Annotated in this window: 18 protein-coding genes; 8 read left to right on the top strand and 10 right to left on the bottom strand. The window is 34.1% G+C overall.

Annotation, left to right across the window (positions count from 1 at the left end; all coding sequences use genetic code 11):
* Window positions 1–63: 63 nt before the first annotated feature.
* From ACNQGX_RS12095 to ACNQGX_RS12080, 4 genes are all read left to right on the top strand, one after another.
* Window positions 64–519 (top strand): Fur family transcriptional regulator, encoded by a 456-nt coding sequence (locus tag ACNQGX_RS12095; RefSeq protein WP_035670620.1) that lies wholly within the window; start codon window positions 64–66, stop codon window positions 517–519.
* Between the two features lie 59 nt (window positions 520–578).
* Window positions 579–1,850, top strand: a complete 1,272-nt coding sequence (locus tag ACNQGX_RS12090; protein WP_121364626.1) for an adenylosuccinate synthase — start codon at window positions 579–581, stop codon at window positions 1,848–1,850.
* A gap of 61 nt (window positions 1,851–1,911) precedes the next feature.
* A complete protein-coding gene (gene nudK / locus ACNQGX_RS12085; protein WP_417976565.1) occupies window positions 1,912–2,493 on the top strand; it encodes a GDP-mannose pyrophosphatase NudK in 582 nt (193 codons plus the stop codon).
* Window positions 2,493–3,374: a DMT family transporter gene (locus ACNQGX_RS12080; protein ID WP_417976563.1), complete on the top strand. Its 882-nt coding sequence runs from the start codon at window positions 2,493–2,495 to the stop codon at window positions 3,372–3,374. The genes nudK and ACNQGX_RS12080 overlap by 1 nt, the downstream gene beginning before the upstream one ends.
* Before the next feature lie 329 nt (window positions 3,375–3,703).
* On the opposite strand, the gene ACNQGX_RS12075 is transcribed toward ACNQGX_RS12080, so the two are convergent.
* The 3 genes from ACNQGX_RS12075 to ACNQGX_RS12065 all read right to left on the bottom strand — a co-directional run bounded on the left by ACNQGX_RS12075 (window position 3,704) and on the right by ACNQGX_RS12065 (window position 6,758).
* Entirely contained in the window at window positions 3,704–4,342 is a 639-nt protein-coding gene (locus ACNQGX_RS12075; protein ID WP_417976561.1) for a peroxiredoxin, read from the bottom strand.
* A 236-nt stretch (window positions 4,343–4,578) separates the two neighbouring features.
* Window positions 4,579–5,790, bottom strand: coding sequence for an MFS transporter (locus ACNQGX_RS12070; RefSeq protein WP_417976559.1), 1,212 nt, complete (start codon window positions 5,788–5,790; stop codon window positions 4,579–4,581).
* Between the two features lie 53 nt (window positions 5,791–5,843).
* Entirely contained in the window at window positions 5,844–6,758 is a 915-nt protein-coding gene (locus tag ACNQGX_RS12065) for an AEC family transporter (protein ID WP_417976557.1), read from the bottom strand.
* Window positions 6,759–6,901: 143 nt separating this feature from the next.
* Here ACNQGX_RS12065 and ACNQGX_RS12060 point away from each other — a divergent pair, with 143 nt between their 5' ends.
* From ACNQGX_RS12060 to meaB, 3 genes are all read left to right on the top strand, one after another.
* Entirely contained in the window at window positions 6,902–7,309 is a 408-nt protein-coding gene (locus ACNQGX_RS12060; RefSeq protein WP_417976555.1) for an Rrf2 family transcriptional regulator, read from the top strand.
* 57 nt (window positions 7,310–7,366) lie between these two features.
* On the top strand, window positions 7,367–8,014 hold the full coding sequence (locus ACNQGX_RS12055; protein ID WP_417976553.1) for an NAD(P)-dependent oxidoreductase: 648 nt from the start codon (window positions 7,367–7,369) through the stop codon (window positions 8,012–8,014).
* A 94-nt stretch (window positions 8,015–8,108) separates the two neighbouring features.
* A complete protein-coding gene (meaB, locus tag ACNQGX_RS12050) occupies window positions 8,109–9,197 on the top strand; it encodes a methylmalonyl Co-A mutase-associated GTPase MeaB (protein ID WP_417976551.1) in 1,089 nt (362 codons plus the stop codon).
* Between the two features lie 17 nt (window positions 9,198–9,214).
* Here meaB and ACNQGX_RS12045 read toward each other — a convergent pair whose 3' ends face one another.
* The 5 genes from ACNQGX_RS12045 to ACNQGX_RS12025 form a co-directional block, all read right to left on the bottom strand.
* Entirely contained in the window at window positions 9,215–10,012 is a 798-nt protein-coding gene (locus ACNQGX_RS12045; protein WP_417976549.1) for a hypothetical protein, read from the bottom strand.
* 296 nt (window positions 10,013–10,308) lie between these two features.
* Complete coding sequence (locus ACNQGX_RS12040; protein WP_417976547.1) at window positions 10,309–12,249, bottom strand: LTA synthase family protein; 1,941 nt, start codon at window positions 12,247–12,249, stop codon at window positions 10,309–10,311.
* A gap of 55 nt (window positions 12,250–12,304) precedes the next feature.
* Window positions 12,305–12,544 carry a hypothetical protein gene (locus ACNQGX_RS12035; protein ID WP_417976546.1) on the bottom strand — a complete coding sequence of 80 codons (240 nt, stop codon included), beginning with the start codon at window positions 12,542–12,544 and terminating at the stop codon, window positions 12,305–12,307.
* Between the two features lie 19 nt (window positions 12,545–12,563).
* Window positions 12,564–12,791 carry a hypothetical protein gene (locus ACNQGX_RS12030; protein ID WP_091204000.1) on the bottom strand — a complete coding sequence of 76 codons (228 nt, stop codon included), beginning with the start codon at window positions 12,789–12,791 and terminating at the stop codon, window positions 12,564–12,566.
* A gap of 27 nt (window positions 12,792–12,818) precedes the next feature.
* Window positions 12,819–14,201, bottom strand: a complete 1,383-nt coding sequence (locus tag ACNQGX_RS12025; protein WP_417976544.1) for an MATE family efflux transporter — start codon at window positions 14,199–14,201, stop codon at window positions 12,819–12,821.
* Window positions 14,202–14,427: 226 nt separating this feature from the next.
* Here ACNQGX_RS12025 and ACNQGX_RS12020 point away from each other — a divergent pair, with 226 nt between their 5' ends.
* Entirely contained in the window at window positions 14,428–14,997 is a 570-nt protein-coding gene (locus tag ACNQGX_RS12020) for a hypothetical protein (RefSeq protein WP_417976542.1), read from the top strand.
* Window positions 14,998–15,050: 53 nt separating this feature from the next.
* Here the strand turns inward: ACNQGX_RS12020 and ACNQGX_RS12015 are convergent, their stop codons facing one another.
* Window positions 15,051–16,817: a cytochrome-c peroxidase gene (locus tag ACNQGX_RS12015; protein ID WP_417976540.1), complete on the bottom strand. Its 1,767-nt coding sequence runs from the start codon at window positions 16,815–16,817 to the stop codon at window positions 15,051–15,053.
* Window positions 16,818–16,914: 97 nt separating this feature from the next.
* Window positions 16,915–18,363 carry a PhoX family protein gene (locus ACNQGX_RS12010; RefSeq protein ID WP_417976538.1) on the bottom strand — a complete coding sequence of 483 codons (1,449 nt, stop codon included), beginning with the start codon at window positions 18,361–18,363 and terminating at the stop codon, window positions 16,915–16,917.
* Window positions 18,364–18,747: the final 384 nt, after the last annotated feature.

The raw sequence follows: 18,747 nt of genomic DNA, 5'->3' as shown, positions 1-18,747 counted from the left end.
ACTTGAAACTAAACAAACCTGAAACTTTATACTTTAAACTAAAAAATTTATCTTTGCCCGCATATGACACTCATTTCCACAGATAACACCAAAAACCAAGAAATTGTAAAAAATGTTTTTACAATGTATCTTGAAAAAAAAGGACATCGCAAGACTCCTGAACGTTATGCTATCCTTCAGGAAATTTACGATAGCGAAGAACATTTTGATGTAGAAAATCTTTATATCAAAATGAAAAATAAAAACTATCGTGTGAGTAGAGCAACTCTTTACAATACGATTGAATTGCTATTGGATTGTGCTTTAGTGCGTAAACACCAATTTGGACAGAATCAGGCACATTATGAAAAATCATATTTTGACAAACAGCACGATCATATTATAATGACAGATACTGGCGAAGTAATCGAGTTTTGTGACCCAAGAATTCAAAGTATCAAAAAAACAATCGAAGAAATATTCGACATAGAGATTACCAACCATTCCTTATATTTATATGGAATAAAAAAACAAAAATAGTACGGATAACTGACTAGTTGTCCCTTCAATATATCACTAACTACAAAATAACAGATAGAATGACCGTAGATTTATTACTAGGATTACAATGGGGAGATGAAGGAAAAGGGAAAATTGTTGATGTTCTAACTTCAAATTATGATATTATTGCTCGTTTTCAAGGAGGTCCAAATGCAGGACATACTTTGGAATTTGACGGAATAAAACATGTTCTTAGAACTATTCCTTCTGGTATTTTTCATAAAACGGCTGTAAACATCATTGGAAACGGAGTAGTAATTGATCCTGTAGTTTTTCAAAAAGAAATTGAAGGTCTTGAGAAATTTAATTTAGACATCAAAAGCAAATTAATCATTTCAAGAAAAGCGCATTTAATTTTGCCAACACACCGTTTATTAGATGCTGCTTCTGAGGCTTCTAAAGGCAAAGCAAAAATTGGTTCTACTTTAAAAGGAATTGGTCCGACTTATATGGACAAAACCGGAAGAAACGGTCTTCGTGTAGGTGATATCGAATTAGAAGATTTTGCAGATCGTTACAGAGCTTTGGCTGACAAGCATGAAGCAATGATAAAATTCTACGATGTTGCTATCCAATACAATTTAGAGGAATTAGAAAAAGAATTTTTTGAAGCTATCGAAGAACTAAAAAAATTAGATTTTATCGACAGCGAAGAATATTTACACCAAGCTCAAAAAGCAGGTAAATCAATATTATGCGAAGGAGCACAAGGTTCATTATTGGATGTTGATTTTGGTACCTATCCATTTGTAACTTCATCTAATACAACTGCTGCAGGTGCTTGTACCGGTTTAGGTATTGCTCCAAATAAAATCAAGGAAGTATACGGAATTTTCAAAGCGTATGTAACACGCGTAGGAAGTGGTCCATTCCCTACTGAACTTTTTGACGAAGATGGTGCAACTATGGCACGTGTAGGAAATGAATTTGGATCTGTAACCGGAAGACAAAGACGTTGTGGTTGGTTAGACTTAGTAGCACTTAAATATGCTGTTCAAGTTAATGGTGTAACGCAACTGATGATGATGAAAGGTGATGTTCTTTCAGGATTTGAAACGTTGAAAGTATGTACCGAATACAATTATAAAGGGGAGAAAATTTCTCATTTCCCTTATAACATCGAGCCAGAAAATGTAACTCCGGTTTATCAGGATTTCAAAGGTTGGAAACAAGATTTGACTGGTATGACAACCTATGATGAATTACCGACTGAATTAAAAGAATACATTGCATTCATTGAAAAAGAAGTGGAAGTTCCTATCAAAATAGTTTCTGTAGGTCCAGACAGAAAGCAAACTATTCTAAAATAAGATTACTAAACGCTCTGAAAATTCAGAGCGTTTTTTTTAGTTTAAAAATCAATCCAGCCAAATGAAAAATCCAGCTATTAAAATACAAAAAACCGAATTGCTCTCAGACAATTGGTATATCTTAAACAAAGTAACTTTTGACTATCAAAAAAAAGACGACTCTTGGATTACCCAAAAAAGAGAAGTCTATGATCGAGGAAACGGCGCCGCCATTTTATTATATAACACACAACAAAAAACAGTTATTTTAACGCGACAATTTCGCTTGCCAACCTATCTTAACGGAAATGAAACCGGAATGATGATTGAGGTTTGTGCAGGACTTCTGGACCAAGATAATCCCGAGCAATGCATCATTCGAGAAACCGAAGAAGAAACAGGATACCGCATTACTAAAGTAAAAAAGGTGATGGAAACCTATATGTCACCCGGTGCCGTAACCGAAATTTTATACTTATTTGTTGGCGAATATGATGAATCCATGAAAGTGAGTGACGGTGGCGGAGTGGAACATGAAGAAGAAAATATAGATGTGATGGAAATGTCTTTCGACAAAGCGTATTCTATGATTGAATCCGGTCAAATGCAGGATGCAAAAACCATTATGTTACTACAATATGCCAAAATAAACAGTCTTATTTAATGAACAACACGACTAAAGGGGTTTTATTTGCCTTATTAGCTACCTTGCTTTGGTCAGTAAATATGGTAATTGCCAGTGGTATAAAAGGTCACATCCCTCCTATTGGATTGGCTTTTTGGCGATGGACAGTTGCTTGTATTGTTTTGGCTCCGTTTGCTATAAAAAGTACGATTGAAAGTTTCAAAATTGTAAAGAAACACATTCGGTATCTTACGCTTACGGCTGTATTGGGCATCACTATTTTTAATACGCTGATTTACTTTGCAGGAAGAACAACAAGCGCAGTCAATTTATCATTAATCGCCATTTCGATTCCGTTATTTATTGTTGTTCTCTCCAGGATTATTTTTAAAGAGAAAGTTTCTACTATAAAAATAGTGGGAATTGCAACCATAATTACAGGAGTTTTAGTCCTTATTTCCAAAGGTTCCATGCAAGCATTACTCCATATCAGTTTTACCATTGGTGATTTATTGATGCTTGTTGCTTGCTTCTTTTTTGCTTATTATACGATACTAGTCCGACAAAAACCGGATGAGTTAACCCCAAAAGTGTTTTTGTTTAGTGTATTTATAATCGGCACAATTTTACTATTTCCTTTTTATATGTATGAACACATCTATTATAAAAAAGTGATTTTTGACACTAAAACAGTCCTGATAACCACATACGTAGGCATCTGCGCTTCCTTAATTTCTTTCTATTTATGGAACGAAGCCATTCGATTAATTGGCACCTCAAAAACAGCATTAATATATTATTTGATCCCCGTTTTCAGTGGGATTTTGGCGTATTTTTTTCTTAACCAAGCCATTTTACTAACCCAAATTATAAGTATGGGAATCATTATTTCCGGGTTATTAATTACCACTAAAAAGTAACTGTTCAGTTTTTTTACTCTAAATCAATTAGTAATTCCAACAATGAGATTAAGAGGTAAAGAGAAAATTGCATTAGAAAATTTAATACTTTAAAATTCCTATGCTGCTTTTTTATACTAATAAATCAAAACTAATTCCAACAATGAGATTAAGAGGTAAAAAGAAAATTTGAAGAAGCTCTAAATTGTATTAAAAAACTCCAATGACTTCAAATTTACACGTTGGTGTGTTTGAAGCAGAAACTTAATGTTTGGTACTGTATACATAAAAAAGCAAAATGAAAATAAATTCATTCTGCTTTTTTATTGATAAGGTGTTCTAAAAAATTACTATTTATTAGGCTGTGGTGTCATTCTTAAATATGGTTTTACTCTTTCGTAGCCTTTTGGGAATTTAGCAGCAATATCTTCGTCCTTAATTGCTGTCGAGATTACCACCTTATCACCATCTTTCCAGTTTGCCGGTGTTGCTACGCTGTATTTAGCAGTCAATTGTAAACTATCAATAACACGCAATAGTTCGTCAAAATTTCTACCGGTTGACGCAGGATATGTCAAGGTCAATTTTATTTTTTTGTCTGGTCCAATTATAAAAACCGAACGAACCGTGAAACTCTCACTTGCATTGGGATGAATCATATCGTACAATTCAGCAACATGCTTGTCTTCATCAGCAATTATAGGAAAGTTAACGGTGGTGTTTTGAGTTTCATTGATGTCTTTAATCCACTCCTTGTGGGAATCTACTCCATCAACACTCAATGCGATTACTTTTACATTTCGCTTTTCAAATTCAGGATAATAATTGGCAACTGTTCCTAACTCAGTGGTACAGACAGGTGTGAAATCAGCGGGATGGGAGAATAAAACACCCCAAGAATCTCCTAACCATTCATGAAATTTTATTTTTCCTTGTGACGTTTCTGCTTCAAAATCAGGAGCAATATCGCCTAATCGTAATGTTGCCATAGTAATTTAATTTATTGATTAGTAACATTGTAAGTTATTGAAATAAAAGCAATAAAGGAGAAAACTAATCTTAAAATTCTACTAATTTTTATGAAAACCAGAAAGCAATACTTCCAAAATAATGCAATTTAGGAAACCAAATGCCCTAGCCCTGATCGCAACGACATCCTTTTGTTTTTTTCTTTAAAAAACAAAAGATACAGTGCAGAGCAGGAAAAAGCTCCTGAAAAGAAGTATTATTTTTTCTTTAAATTAGGCAGAAAGAGCGCTATAATCCCTATCAAAGGCAAATAGGCGCAAAGATAATACACGTAAGTTATGCTGGTGTGATCTGCAAGATTTCCCAATAAAGCGGAACCCAAACCGCCCATTCCAAAGGCAAAACCATAGAAAAGACCAGAAACCATTCCGAGTTTTTTAGGCAATAATTCTTGTGCATAAACCAAGATTGCCGGAAATGCAGAGGAGATTATGATTCCAATTAAGACTGATAAAACGCCTGTCCAAAACAAATCAACATACGGCAACAATAAAGTAAAAGGTGCTACTCCCAAAACCGAAAACCAAATCACATATTTTCTTCCGAATTTATCGCCCAACGGTCCGCCGATTAAGGTTCCAATAGCACAAGAAGCCAAAAATAAAACCAAATGAAATTGCGCTTCCTGCACCGATAATCCAAATTTTTCGATTAAATAAAACGTGAAATAACTCGACATACTTGCCATGTAAAAGAATTTTGAAAATATCAAAACTAACAAAATTCCCACTGAGATTACAATCGTTTTTTGGGATAAATTAGGCACATCGATTACCGTTTTTTTGGTACTTCTTAAACTTAAATGGTTTTGATACCACAACGCAATTCTACTTAAAACAATCAATCCGATGATAGCAACAATCACAAACCAAATGATGTAATATTGTGAATTAGGAACTACAATTAAGGCAACTAACAAAGGTCCGATTGCTGTTCCGGCATTGCCTCCCAACTGGAAAATGGATTGTGCCAAACCACGCTTTCCACCAGATGCCAAAAAGGAGATTCGGGAAGCTTCTGGATGAAAAATGGAAGAACCAATCCCAACCAAAACAACCGAAATTATAATCATCGAAAAACTGGAAGCATACGATAAAAACACGATTCCGGATAAGGTAAACAGCATTCCAAAAATTTGAGAAAAAGGCTTTGGTCTTTTGTCCGTATACAAACCAACCAAAGGTTGCAATATAGAAGCCGCCAATTGATACGCCAAGGTGATTAACCCGATTTGGGTGAACGTTAAATTGAAATTTTCTTTTAAAATAGGATATGCTGCCGGAATAACTGCTTGTAATAAATCATTCAATAAATGGGCGAATGCAATGGAGAATAATACGGAGTAAACGGTTTGCTGAGCAATAGGATTTGTATCTGGTTTTGATACATTATCAAGAGATGAATTCATATTTTTAAATAAAACGATATTAATAATTATTGATTCAAATGGGTTTATAAAATTCAAACAAACTGAACCACAAAATACCAAAACAACAAGGTGACAAACGACAATGGAATTCCAAAACCAATCATCATGCTGCATAAACGGGGCTTTAAACCGTGGGTAGACGCTAAAATACAAGCTGTAATCATGGGTGCCATCGCAGACTCCATTATGGCAACTTGAATGGTTTTTGAATGCTGTTGCAAAATTACGACATACAACAAGTAAATGAGAGCCGGAGTCACTATTAATTTATACAAAAGACCCAATCCCAGAAATTTCCAGTGTTGGCTTTTTCTGTCAAAACTTAATTGCAGTCCAACTGAAAGCATAGCCAATGGAGTCATGGCGCTACCTACTTTTTGCAAAAGAAACTGAATGTATTCGTGGAAATCAAAATTAAAAACATTCATCAAACAGGCTACCAAAAAAGTTATAAATGGAGGAAAAAGAAGAATCTTTTTGGCAATTTGAAAACCGTTTGGGCTTCCGGTAGAATATAAGGTTGCCACGAGAATTGCCAATGTAGAAAGCACCACAAAAGAACCAGGTTGATCAACTAAAATAGCCGTTTTCAAACCTTCCTCGCCATATAATGCTTCAATTATTGGGAAGCCTAAAAAAGAAGTATTCCCTAAACCGGCAGTTATAATTAAACATCCTATGAGTTTTTTAGACCATCCAAATTTGCTTCCTAAAAAACTAAAAAACAAATACGAAACGACAAACCCAATCCATGATACCCCAATTGGCAAGAGTAATTCTGTACTCCACTCTATTTTTGGAATATAGTACAGGGCCAATGCCGGAAGACAGATATAAATGACAATCTTGTTTAATAGCTTGTAAGCATTTACAACAGGAAATGCTTTTACATTTTGCAGTACAATGCCCAGGAATAAAAAAACAAAGATTAGAATGAAGTTATTCATAATTACGAATTGGATACAAAAATACCATTTAAATTTATTCAGGGGAATAGAAAATCCTCCTTTAGATTTTTTGATTATGTTAAAAAACAAAAAATTGGTAATTCTATTTTTAATTGTATATTTGCAATATATTTTATTACAGTATGGTTTCAGGTAAATTTGCAATAACGATACATATACTTACATTACTCTCTAAATTCCCAGATGAATACTTATCTTCTGAATTTATAGCGGGAAGTATCAATTTACATCCTGTTTTGGTCAGAAAAGAAATAGCAAACCTGAAAAAAAATAATATTGTAGAAAGCAAAGAAGGCAAAAATGGAGGAACGAAATTATTAAAATCGGCCTCAAAAATTTCATTAGACACTATTTTTAAAATGACTTTTGATACTGTTGGCCTGGGATTTTCAAAAAATGAGCCTAATCCAAATTGCCCCGTTGGAAAAAAAATCAATGAAAATTTAGAAAATTTATATGAAAATATCAATGAAAAAATCAGCTTACAATTAAGCGGTATTACACTGGAAAATTTTTCTAATCAATTTTAAGACTATTTTTTTAAACTAAACTGTAACATTTTTTATTACTTTTAAATACATGCAATTATGAAAATCGCAATTATCGGAGCCACAGGATTTGTAGGTTCAACCATTTTAAATGAATTGGCAAGTCGCAATCATGAAATTACGGCCATAGCAAGAAATCCTAAAAAAAATGGAAACGCAACCGTCAAATGGGAGAAAGCTGACATCAATAACGTTGAAGAACTGTCTAAAATCATTGCAGGAAATGATGTGGTACTAAGTGCTTATAATGCCGGATGGGCCAATCCAAATTTATATACCGATTTTATTGAAGGCTCAAAAGCCATTCAAGAAGCCGTTAAAAAATCAGGCATAAAACGGTTAATTGTCATTGGTGGCGCAGGAAGTTTGTTTGTTGCTCCAAATCTGCAAGCTGTAGACACACCAGATTTTCCAAAAGAATATTATGCAGGAGCAACAGCAGCGAGGGATTATTTGAACATTATCAAAGAAGAAAAAGATTTGGATTGGGCATTTTTCAGTCCGGCTTTTGAAATGCATCAAGGCATAACTACAGGAAGAACGGGTAAATACCGTCTGGGATTAGAAAATCCTGTTTTTGATGAAAATCAAAGAAGCATTTTATCAGTGGAAGATTTAGCAGTTGTTATTGCTGATGAAGTTGAAAACCCAAAACATCATCAGGTTCGTTTTACAGCAGCGTATTAATTCTATTGATTTTCTTAAATAAAACAGTTTCATAAGCAGTTGCTTTTTGAAACTGTTTTTGTTTTCACTACTTTTACTATTCTAAAAAATTATTTTGCCAAATAAAAAACATCATCCAAGCGCCTTAAACGAAAAACCCGGAATTTCTCCTCCTGAAATTATCAGCGCTGCTGCTGTTGGGCATATTCAGCAATTTAGAAAAACACAACCTTCGGCAAAAGAACTAGTTGAAGGTATTTTAGCAAAAAACATAACTGCTCTGAGCCGTGCGATTACCTTAGTGGAAAGTACGAATGCAAGCCATTTGGCAAAAGCCAATCAAGTAATAAATGCCTGTTTGCCTTATGCTAACAAATCTGTCAGAATAGGAATTACTGGAGTTCCCGGTGTTGGAAAAAGCACGTTTATTGAAGCTTTTGGAAAATACTTGACTGGTTTAGGAAAGAAAGTAGCGGTACTTGCCGTTGATCCCAGCAGTACGATTTCGCATGGAAGCATTTTGGGTGATAAAACCCGAATGGAAGAATTAGTTAAAGACAAGAATGCTTTTATACGTCCATCAGCTTCGGGAGAAACATTAGGGGGTGTGGCTCGAAAAACCCGTGAAACGATTACTCTTTGTGAGGCTGCCGGTTTTGACACTATTATTATAGAAACGGTTGGCGTAGGACAAAGTGAAACCGCCGTTCACAGCATGGTTGATTTTTTTCTTCTATTAAAGATTTCAGGAGCTGGCGATGAATTGCAAGGTATCAAACGCGGAATCATGGAAATGGCTGATGCTATTGTCATCAACAAAGCTGATGGTGATAATATTAGAAAAGCAAATTTAGCTAAATTAGAATTCAATAGAGCATTGCATCTTTTCCCTGCAAAAAAATCCGGTTGGACACCCACAACTGCTGCTTGCAGCGCCATTACCCATGAAGGAATACCCGATGTTTGGGAAACCATTCAGAAATTCCTGGAACTGACAAAAGGCAATACTTATTTCTTTGAAAAAAGGAAAGAACAAAACCAATATTGGATGTTGGAGACTATCGACGAACAATTGAAAACCAATTTTTACAACCATCCGGAAATTCAAAAGGCATTGGAACAAAACAAAAAAGCGGTGCAAAATAATGAAATTTCACCCTTTGCAGCCGCCACTCTTTTATTGGAAAAGTATTTTAAATTTTAACTATAAATTCCTTTTTATTAACGGATATTACCCACAGAGTTTTTAGCGGTATCATGTTTGGTTTTTAAAACATTACCTATTATGTCAAAACCAATGCGAACCTGGGTTTTTAAGGTATCTTTTAAACCTGAAGTAGATTTTTCAACTATAACAAATGTCAATTCAAATTCACCATCGGTCAACTCTAGCATCACACCATCCCCTTTATCATTGATTTCCCAAACTTTTTTTCCAGTTTTTGCATAAGAAGCTGCAGCTGCGCCACCACTTGCACCACCTGATAAATTACCCACACTTGAAACTGCTGCGGAAATAATAGCGCCACCCGGTAAAGCCCCGCCCATTAACGAAGCACCTTGCGATAATGCTCCACCAGCGGCATGTAGCCCTTGATTTACTTTTTCTCCAAAAGCGAGACTCTCATTTTTAGACAATTCAACAATACTATTATTGGAGGTATTAACCCTATATCCTGTATTTGAAGGAAATAAAACTACACAACCTCCTTCAACTAATGTTACATTTATTCTGCCTGCGTTTACTTTTTCGCCAAATGTCGCTCCTTGAGTCTGTTTTGGAACTGTAACATTCATCGAAATTCTGTTTGGCATCCCTCCATTTATGTTATTTATATTGCTTTTTTTATTTACTATTGTTCCTGGGATTGCCTTTGTTTCTATTTCATTTAAAGAATTGCCTGTTTGTACCTTTTTCTCTTTTATAGATGCATCTAAGCCTTTTTGTTGAGCAAAACTATTTTGCACCAATAAAAATAGAACGAGAAGGACTTTTGAAATTGTTTTTGTATTCTTCATGACGGTTTAGATTTAATGGTTTATAGTATTATATCAATAGAGGTTAGTTTTTGTTACCCTAATTTTTATTGTTTTTCAAACACTAACACACTGCAAACTAACTTGTTAAAAATACAACTAATTCATTTAAATGTGAAATTTATTTTCAATCATCCAAATATTTAAAAAATAAAACAAAAAAGCGGTGCAAAATGATGAAATTTCACCCTTTGCAGCCGCTCAAAAATTATTAAATCTGTACCAAGATTATAAAAAATTACCCTAATCCTTTTTCCAATTTTCCGAAAAACAACGATTTATCTCTTCTTATCCCTAAGTTTATATTTTTTCTCTTTATATAAATTTCCAGCTATAATAACATGTGCTAAAGCATCTTTTGCTAATTCAGTATTTAGTTTCACAAGAATAAAAGTAGTATCGTTCTTAATTTCAAACTGTAACGGTTTTAAGTTTGGCTGCATGATTACGACTTGATTATCAACTCTAAAAGCGTTAATATCGTTAAACTGCATAATAGATCTTCCTTTTGTGGATGCATTCAAACTGTTTAAATTTCTTCCAACCATCGGGGTTTCAAATTGAGTTCCGAGATAACTCAATAAAGTTGGCGGAATATCAATTTGACTGCTTAATTTATCATATACTTTTCCTTTTGGAACGTTAGGTCCAATGATCAAAGCAGGAATATGAAATTTGTTTATAGGAACTAAATTTTTTCCGTAGGTTCTTGTATTGTGATCTGCAATAACAATAAAAATAGTGTTTTTAAAATAGGCCTCTTTTTTAGCTAATTCAATAAATTTGCCAATTGAAAAATCAGCGTATTTCATGGCATTGTTTACTGTTGCAGGCTTTTTGTCAAAAGGCTTAATTCTGCCGGAAGGATACTCAAAAGGTTCATGATTTGACGTAGAAAACATTAACGAAAAAAATGGTTTATTTCCTTTGGATTTAAAATAATTATTAGCTTTCACCACCAAATCCTCATCAGAATAACCCCAAGTTCCCTTGAAAGCATATTTATTCCCGTCTTTGTCGAAATCATCCTGATCCACAATGTCTTCAAAACCATTTCCATTGAAAAAAGAAGCCATGTTATCAAAATTAGCCATGCCGCCATAGATAAAACTGGTGCTGTAACCTTTTCTTTTTAAAGCATCCGCTAAAGTAAAAAATCCTTGTTGCGAATTTCCAAGTTTCACCACACTTTCAGATGGAGAAGGAAGAAATCCAGTTATAACGGCTTCAATTCCTCTGACACTTCGCGTTCCGGTGCAATACAAATTGGTGAACAGCAATCCTTCCTTAGACAGTTTATCGAACTCCGGAGTTAATGGTTTTCCACCCAAAATACCAACGTATTCCGCTCCAAGACTTTCTTGTAAAAAAACGACAAGGTTATACGGTCTTTTTAAAAGAGAATCGGGTTCTTGATTATGAAGAAATGGAATCGATGCGTCGGTAAAATCAGTTTCTGACACATTCATGTATTTTTTTACGCGGGCAGTCGCCTCCGCTTCATCCATTTTACCATACATCTTAGTATTGCCTTCATTTTTAATCGAATAAGCGGCAAAAGCAACGGTGTAAAAGGAGTTTAATCCTAAGCAATTTGTTAATTGATCCGTTGAAAAAACAGCATTACTCGCATTAATGGGTCTTTTTGAAGTAAGGCTGGAACGCGCACCAAAAAAGAGAAAAAAAGCAACAAACGGAAAAATAATCAGCTTGAATTTGTAATCCGATTTTTGAGTGTGAAATAATGTATTCCCTTTTTTTATGGCAAAATACAACGTGATTCCTAAAATTAAAAAAGTAACCATTATAGAAGTTAAATAGCTTTTTAGCAACATCCCGACAACTTCTTTTGGATAAATCAAATAATCTAAAAAAATCTTATTTGGACGCGTATCATATTGTTTAATAAAATCCGGCGTTGCCAGTTCTACAAAAAGAATCAAAAAGAGAAATGAAAAACTATAAAACACTACAATTTTATTCGTGTATTTTATAATTTGACTGGGCAAAAAGGTAATTAAAACTGCGGGAAGAAAAGACAAATAACACAACAATATTAAATCCATTCGGAATCCAATTGGAAAAATGTGCCAATACTCTTGAGTTTCTACTACCCTGTCTTTAAAGAGAAAAAATAAAAATATTCGACTTAAGGTAGTTATTAGCAATCCTATTGCTATGAAATTGAAAACAGGTTTCAGAAAAGCTAATCTTCTCATTTAAAAGGGATATTTTACTTTACAATTATTATTTAGAAAAATTATTTAGGATTATCTAATTGTTTTCTTGCATTTTATTTTCATTACTAAACCAATCATAAGTATATTTAATTAAAAATATACCCACAATAATTTTAGCAACTTTAGCGGTTAAATAACCGAAATTATGTCCTAAATCATAGCAATAATTATTTTCAGAAATTGTCCAGAAATTCAAAGGAAAAAAACCAAATATTCCTTTTAACACAAATCCGACTCCACATAAAGCCAAAAACACTACAAATATTTTTTTCATAAAACTTGATATTTTAGACCTACTCTTCGTAAAGTTTAATTTCTCGGTCATAAAATTCATTGGCGAGAACGATTAATCCTTCCATTTCAGCATTTAATTCTGCTTCGTCAAGATCCTCTGCTTCTTCCATAAACTCTACCTCATCATCTTTTAGATTGATGATAAATCTTGGGTAATCTAAGTGTATGATAAAAATATCTTCGGGAAAATCAGTATTGTCGCCCAGTAAAAATTTTGGTAATTCCATGAATTTAATAGTTAAGTATTTATTATTTTATTTGTTATGATTTTGCACCACCAACTTTCTTGTCAATCTCGCAAAGCGAATATACAAAAATAAAGCGGCAGCGGTTAATCCCGCCAAAAGTCCAATCCAGATTCCAACGGCTTTGAGTTCCGTATATTTTCCTAAATAATAGGAAATAGGGAAACCAATGACCCAATACGCCACAAAGGTAATGTACATAGGGATTTTTACATCTTGCAAACCACGTAACGCTCCCAAAACAACTACTTGAATTCCATCCGAGATTTGAAAAATGGCTGCAATCAAGAGTAATTTTGAAGTTATAATGATGATTTCTTCGTTGTCTAGCATTTGGGCTGAATCCGTCATATTCAAGAATAAATGTGGCAGAAAATTATGAAAAACCACAAAGATTATCGCAAAAAAGGTTTCAAGTATAATCGCCAATAAAAAAATAGATCGTGCTACAATAATCAAATTTTTATAATCGTTCATTCCTTTGGTATGACTCACTCGGATCATTGCTGTAACGCTTAACCCCATCGCTACCATAAAAGTTGACGATGCCAGAATAAGTGCAATCTGATTGGCAGCCTGGCTATTTTTACCCAAAGAACCTGAAAGCCAAATCGCAGCTGTAAACAAAGTTACTTCAAACAACATTTGCATTGCTGAGGGCAAACCAAGATTGATAATTTTTTTCAAAATTGATTTTCGTATTTCTTTGAAACTAAAATTCTTGAAATATTTTTTCAATGCTGAATTTCTTTTCATCAGGTAATGCATAAAAACTACCATCATTATCCTTGATAATACGGTTCCTAGTGCAGCACCCAGAATTCCTAATTTTGGAAAAATCCAAATTCCGTAAATCAGTACATAATTAAAAAATATATGCACTACGTTAGCCATAAATATAGCATACATCGAATATTTTGTTTTGGCTAAACCATCAGCAAATTGTTTGTATCCCTGATAGATAATCACCGGAATCAAAGAAAACGCAACCCAGTCAATATAAGGAGCAGCCATATCAGCCACTTCTTTGGGTTGGTGCATCAAATACATAATTTGTTTAGACAACACCGTCAAAATAAATAATGCAACTCCTAAAACCGTGCATAAAAGCAATCCGTGATGAAAAGTCGAACGGATTTTTTGATCATCTTTTTCGGCATCCGCCTCAGCCACTAAGGGAGTAATTGCGGTAGAAAATCCTATCCCTAAAGACAAAGCGATGAATATAAAGCTGTTACCCAGTGAAACGGCCGCCAATTCGGTAGAACCCAATTTACCAACCATGAAATTATCAACTATACCTATTAATGTATGACCTAGCATTCCTAAAACTACTGGGTAGGCTAATGCAATATTATAAGAAAACTCTTTGAAGTACTGAGATAAATTCACTTTTTGCTTTTTTGATGGCAAAGATAATTAGAAGCTTTCAATTGCATCAATACTATTGCATATATAACACTACTTTTTTACTGCTTATTTACACTCAACAAGGAATTCTATAACAAAACCCAACAATTCTATAACAAAACAGACTTATGAGGGCTATACATTTGTAAAGTCGTTTAGAAACAAATAGAAATAACGACAAAAGAATATTAATCAAAACAATAGAATTATGAAAATCACTGGAAAAATTAAAACGGTATTTGTATTAGCAATAGCAATGCTATTTGCTGGTAATGTAGAAGCACAAGAAACAAAAGAAGTTACAGAAGTTACAGAAGTTCCAAATTACGATCAGGGATTCCGTTTAGGATTTGGTTTAAATGGTGGATATTCAGTTGATAATCCATACAAATTAGCTTTAGGAGCCGATGCAAGATTACAATATGATTTATCAAAAAGATATTCTGTAACCTTAACAACTGGTTTCAACAACTTATTTGTAAGTAAAGCTGACGGAGACGATCTAGGATTTATTCCGGTAAAAGCAGGTTTTAAAGCTTTCGTATGGGATGATCAATTTTATGTAATGGGTGAAGCCGGTGCAGGATTTGCAGTGACTAATAATTACAACCAAACCTCCTTGATTTTAGCCCCAAGTATTGGTTATGCTTCAAAATACATTGATATCTCTTTGCGTTATGAGCACTATTCTGATTTTCCAACAGTGAACAATAATGGAACTTCAGGTGAAGGTGTAGGACAAGTTGGAGTTCGTCTTGCTTATGGTTTCAAACTATAAAACTGTTTTGAATTAGTTAGAAAAATGCGCTGAATTTCAGCGCATTTTTTGTTTTATTTTTTAAAATATTTTTTATCTGTCAACGTTTTCATAAAGACAATGAGCTGTTTTTTTTCCAAGTCTGTAAGGTTCAGTTTGTCTTCGGGTAAGGTTTGATTCTCTAACTTGAATCCCAATCCACTCCCGCCGCCATCATTGTAGAAATCAATCACTTCTTCCAACGATTTAAAAACACCATTGTGCATGTATGGAGCCGTCAATTCTACATTTCTTATGGTAGGCGTTTTGAAAGAATTACGATGAATTTCGGCTTTCGTTAATTCGAATTTCCCTAAATCAGGATCTAATTTTTTATACTTATCCGGAACACCCAGCACTTCGCTTTCTGATTTCATAAAACTTGGCGGTACCGTTCCGTTTGTCAATGGAATAAAATGACACGTCGCACATTTTGCTTTTCCGGCGAATAAATTAAATCCTGCGATTTCATCTAAATCAAACTTTTCCTCTCCCCGCATAAATCCATCAAACTTTGAATCGTAATTACTCAATGATCTTATGTAGGATGCCAATGCGTTTTTTATCCCAAATTCATCTATTTCTTTCTTAGGAAATGCCTTTTGGAACTTGGCAACATAACTCGCTTGTTTTTTTAAAGCTATAGCTGATTTTGCCAAAGAACCATGCATCTCATTTTCATTGATAATTACCGCTACAGCCTGATCTTCGAGATAATTAACTCTCGAATCGAAAAAGAAAGCACGTTGAAATGCTATATGAGTAAGCGTAGGCGTATTTCTTTTAACCAAAGATTTACCGTCTAATGAAATTGATTTCTCCACACCGTCGGTAAAAGCTTTATCAGAATGATGACAAGAAGCACAAGAACGAGAATTATCTCCCGATAAAACAGGATCATTAAACAATAATTTTCCCAATTCTATTTTTTCTGGTGTCGTTTCATAATCTGGAAATGCCGAAAAAGCTTCGGCATCAAAAGCATTTTTGTCAAAAAGGGTTTGGGCAGTTGTTTTTAATCCTCTGGTTTCTTTGACAAAAGGAATATTCAAAGCCATTTGGGTTTTATATAAATCCTTACTCAGCGGATTTGCAACTTTCAGAATAAAAGCAGCCCGGTCAAATTCATTGAACTTATTATTATTTTTCAAATATTCTTTTCCCTCTTCGATCGTTTTTAGAACTGCGTCATCTGAGTCTTCAGCATAAACCTTATAATATTTCTCAATGCTTTCTAATGATGACAATGCTTCAGGAATGGAGTTTTGAGCAATTGGCGAATCAAATCCGGTAATCCCTAAAGTAATAATCCTAAAGACTTCTAACCGCATAGCATCAAAAATATACGAATCTGTCAATTGATTCGTTTGCGAAAGATAGTCTAGCCTTTTTAAATTAGCGGAAAGTATCCCAATTTCTTTTAAAAGTACCCCTTTTGATTCAGGGTCATATTTAGGAAAAATAAATTCTTCAATTACTTGAAATCCTTCAGGAGGAACTGTTTTTCCCTCGTCTTCTTCAAATTCATCTAATGCAGGACCATTAATCTCTTTAGAAACAGTCGGAAAATAATACTCACTAATCGTTTCTACTTGTTTGTAGCTTTGATGTGCCTCCAAGAATTGCTTTTGAATTTGTGGTAATGGTGCGTTATTTTGAATTAAATCTTCTAATTGAGCAACTTTTTGAACTAATATTTTAATATCTGATTGGAACAAATCATTTATTTCCTCATGCTTTTGGGTATTATCCTTACAGGAGAAAAGTGAAATTAGAATTAAAAAAAGAAAAAAATTCTTCATGCTATTTATGAATTATTAAGAAAATTATAAAAAAACAGAAACCACGGTTTCAAAAAGGAAACCGTGGATTTCTGCAACTATTTAATCTGTGAAGAATTTATCTTGCCAATCCTTTGATTAAAACAATTTGACTCGCCTGATTTTCAAGTGGACGTTTTGTACCTCCATCAACCCCTTTATATTTATCACCTCTCCAAGAATGTGGCTGGACACTCAATAAAAAAGTATCTTCAATTCCTAATTGCTCTGAAACATCTATCAAAGCACCATATTCCCAATCTCCAAATTTAGAAGTTCCACCTACATTATATTTTGCAGCATCAGTCGCGGTACGGCGATGATCTAACTCCACAACCACTTTTAATGCCTTGGTAGCAATATTGTATTGATAAATGTAAGCATCATGAGTCTCATCTCCATATCCATTAGCGTCTTCTTGTACGTATACATAATTTTTTGTCACGCAAATATTATCTGGATTTTGGAATTTTCCGGCAATTCCAGTACGATCATCACCATCAAGAATTATCTGTAAAGTTCCTGTTAATGGATTTGCAGCGTCCAGATTCAACTTATAAACTCTACCGTATTTAGTTCTTGAAGCATCCGCATTAACTCCTGTAGTAGCTTGTCCAGTAACATTAAAGTAGATTTCACGGTCAGCAGCTCCTCCTCCTTTTCTGTAATCTAGATCTTCAACTCTACCAAATTTTACGGCTTTTAAAGTATTTACTGACGCATTAATTGCTGCGCCTGACAAATCTTTTTGATTTTCGATTTTCACAAACGAAACATTATAGGTTTCTCCCGCAACCATATCTTTCTCTCTCTGGTTGTCATTCGTTCTTTTCATCATATACAAAGAACCAGTTGACAAATCACCCACAGTATTCGATACATACATAAATACTTGTCCGCCATTGGTTTTATCATCATCATCACCAATCACAACAACTGTTTTTCCTGCAAATGCAGTTTTTTTTAATGGCAAAGCATTCTCCGCACTTAATCTTCCAAAAGCTGGTAATGCTTTTACAATAGAAGCAGCTCCAACATCTCCATAAGGATTTATTCCCTGCGTTTGGGATTCTTCTCCTGATTCTCCACAGGTTATATAAAGTGGTCCAAAACCATGTTCAGCAACCGTTGCCATTGTAGCGCCGCATAACCTCGAGAATCCTCCGTCAGAATTCAACAAATATTCTCCTTTTGTAGGTTTTAATGTTTTATCAAATGTGACTCTTGATACTGCAAAATTGTCTTCGTGATTTACCAAAAAAGTAAAAGTGCCATCGGCGTTTTTCAACAATCCTGATCCATCAGCTGATCCTCCAAAAACAAAATTTGGACTTTCTGCTAAAACATCATCAGAAGCAATCAGTGAAAAAAGCTCTAAGTTCTCAAAGCCGACTTGCTTTTTCAATAACACCGGGGTCGAAGATTGATTCGCTAAAACAACACTCGTCGTTTCATTAGAAGATTTAGAATCACTCTCACATGAGATTAATGATGCTAAAAATAACATTGGTAAAATAATTCGTTTCATTTTGGTTGATTGTTTAAATTCTCAGCAAAGTAATGCCGTGAATTTAAACTCTGAATGAATTGAATATTAACAAAAAGCCAAGAGTTGGCTGGATTTTAAAGCGATAAAAACAATAATTTTACATACTAACCGTATCGTAATACAATGATAAACTTCAAATAACTTTCGTAAGAAAATACAACTTACGTCTTCTCGAATCAATCATGCGCCAAAAGTATTAACAAACGAAACCTTTGAAAGTAAAAAACAAAACCCCGTTTAAATTGCTTTAAATAGACTGCACCCAAAAGTTTAGACAAATTTATAATTAATTTTGACAATAGTGAGCTCGATATTTTATCGGGCTCATTTTGTTTAAATTTGATTTGATTCTTTCGTTATTGT

Origin of the sequence: Flavobacterium glycogeni, from assembly GCF_048286775.1 — a bacterium.
GTDB lineage: Bacteria > Bacteroidota > Bacteroidia > Flavobacteriales > Flavobacteriaceae > Flavobacterium.
The sequence above is the reverse complement of the archived record's forward strand: the minus strand, read 5'-3'. Positions and strand labels throughout refer to the sequence as shown.

Coding starts and splice junctions, on each gene's coding strand:
- nudK (WP_417976565.1), top strand. CDS start 1,912: ATGAAAAATCCAGCTATTAAAATACAAAAAACCGAATTGCTCTCAGAC.
- ACNQGX_RS12015 (WP_417976540.1), bottom strand. CDS start 16,817: ATGAAGAATTTTTTTCTTTTTTTAATTCTAATTTCACTTTTCTCCTGT.
- ACNQGX_RS12075 (WP_417976561.1), bottom strand. CDS start 4,342: ATGGCAACATTACGATTAGGCGATATTGCTCCTGATTTTGAAGCAGAA.
- ACNQGX_RS12040 (WP_417976547.1), bottom strand. CDS start 12,249: ATGAGAAGATTAGCTTTTCTGAAACCTGTTTTCAATTTCATAGCAATA.
- ACNQGX_RS12080 (WP_417976563.1), top strand. CDS start 2,493: ATGAACAACACGACTAAAGGGGTTTTATTTGCCTTATTAGCTACCTTG.
- ACNQGX_RS12010 (WP_417976538.1), bottom strand. CDS start 18,363: ATGAAACGAATTATTTTACCAATGTTATTTTTAGCATCATTAATCTCA.
- ACNQGX_RS12090 (WP_121364626.1), top strand. CDS start 579: ATGACCGTAGATTTATTACTAGGATTACAATGGGGAGATGAAGGAAAA.
- ACNQGX_RS12095 (WP_035670620.1), top strand. CDS start 64: ATGACACTCATTTCCACAGATAACACCAAAAACCAAGAAATTGTAAAA.
- ACNQGX_RS12065 (WP_417976557.1), bottom strand. CDS start 6,758: ATGAATAACTTCATTCTAATCTTTGTTTTTTTATTCCTGGGCATTGTA.
- ACNQGX_RS12045 (WP_417976549.1), bottom strand. CDS start 10,012: ATGAAGAATACAAAAACAATTTCAAAAGTCCTTCTCGTTCTATTTTTA.
- ACNQGX_RS12070 (WP_417976559.1), bottom strand. CDS start 5,790: ATGAATTCATCTCTTGATAATGTATCAAAACCAGATACAAATCCTATT.
- ACNQGX_RS12035 (WP_417976546.1), bottom strand. CDS start 12,544: ATGAAAAAAATATTTGTAGTGTTTTTGGCTTTATGTGGAGTCGGATTT.
- ACNQGX_RS12060 (WP_417976555.1), top strand. CDS start 6,902: ATGGTTTCAGGTAAATTTGCAATAACGATACATATACTTACATTACTC.
- ACNQGX_RS12030 (WP_091204000.1), bottom strand. CDS start 12,791: ATGGAATTACCAAAATTTTTACTGGGCGACAATACTGATTTTCCCGAA.
- ACNQGX_RS12055 (WP_417976553.1), top strand. CDS start 7,367: ATGAAAATCGCAATTATCGGAGCCACAGGATTTGTAGGTTCAACCATT.
- ACNQGX_RS12020 (WP_417976542.1), top strand. CDS start 14,428: ATGAAAATCACTGGAAAAATTAAAACGGTATTTGTATTAGCAATAGCA.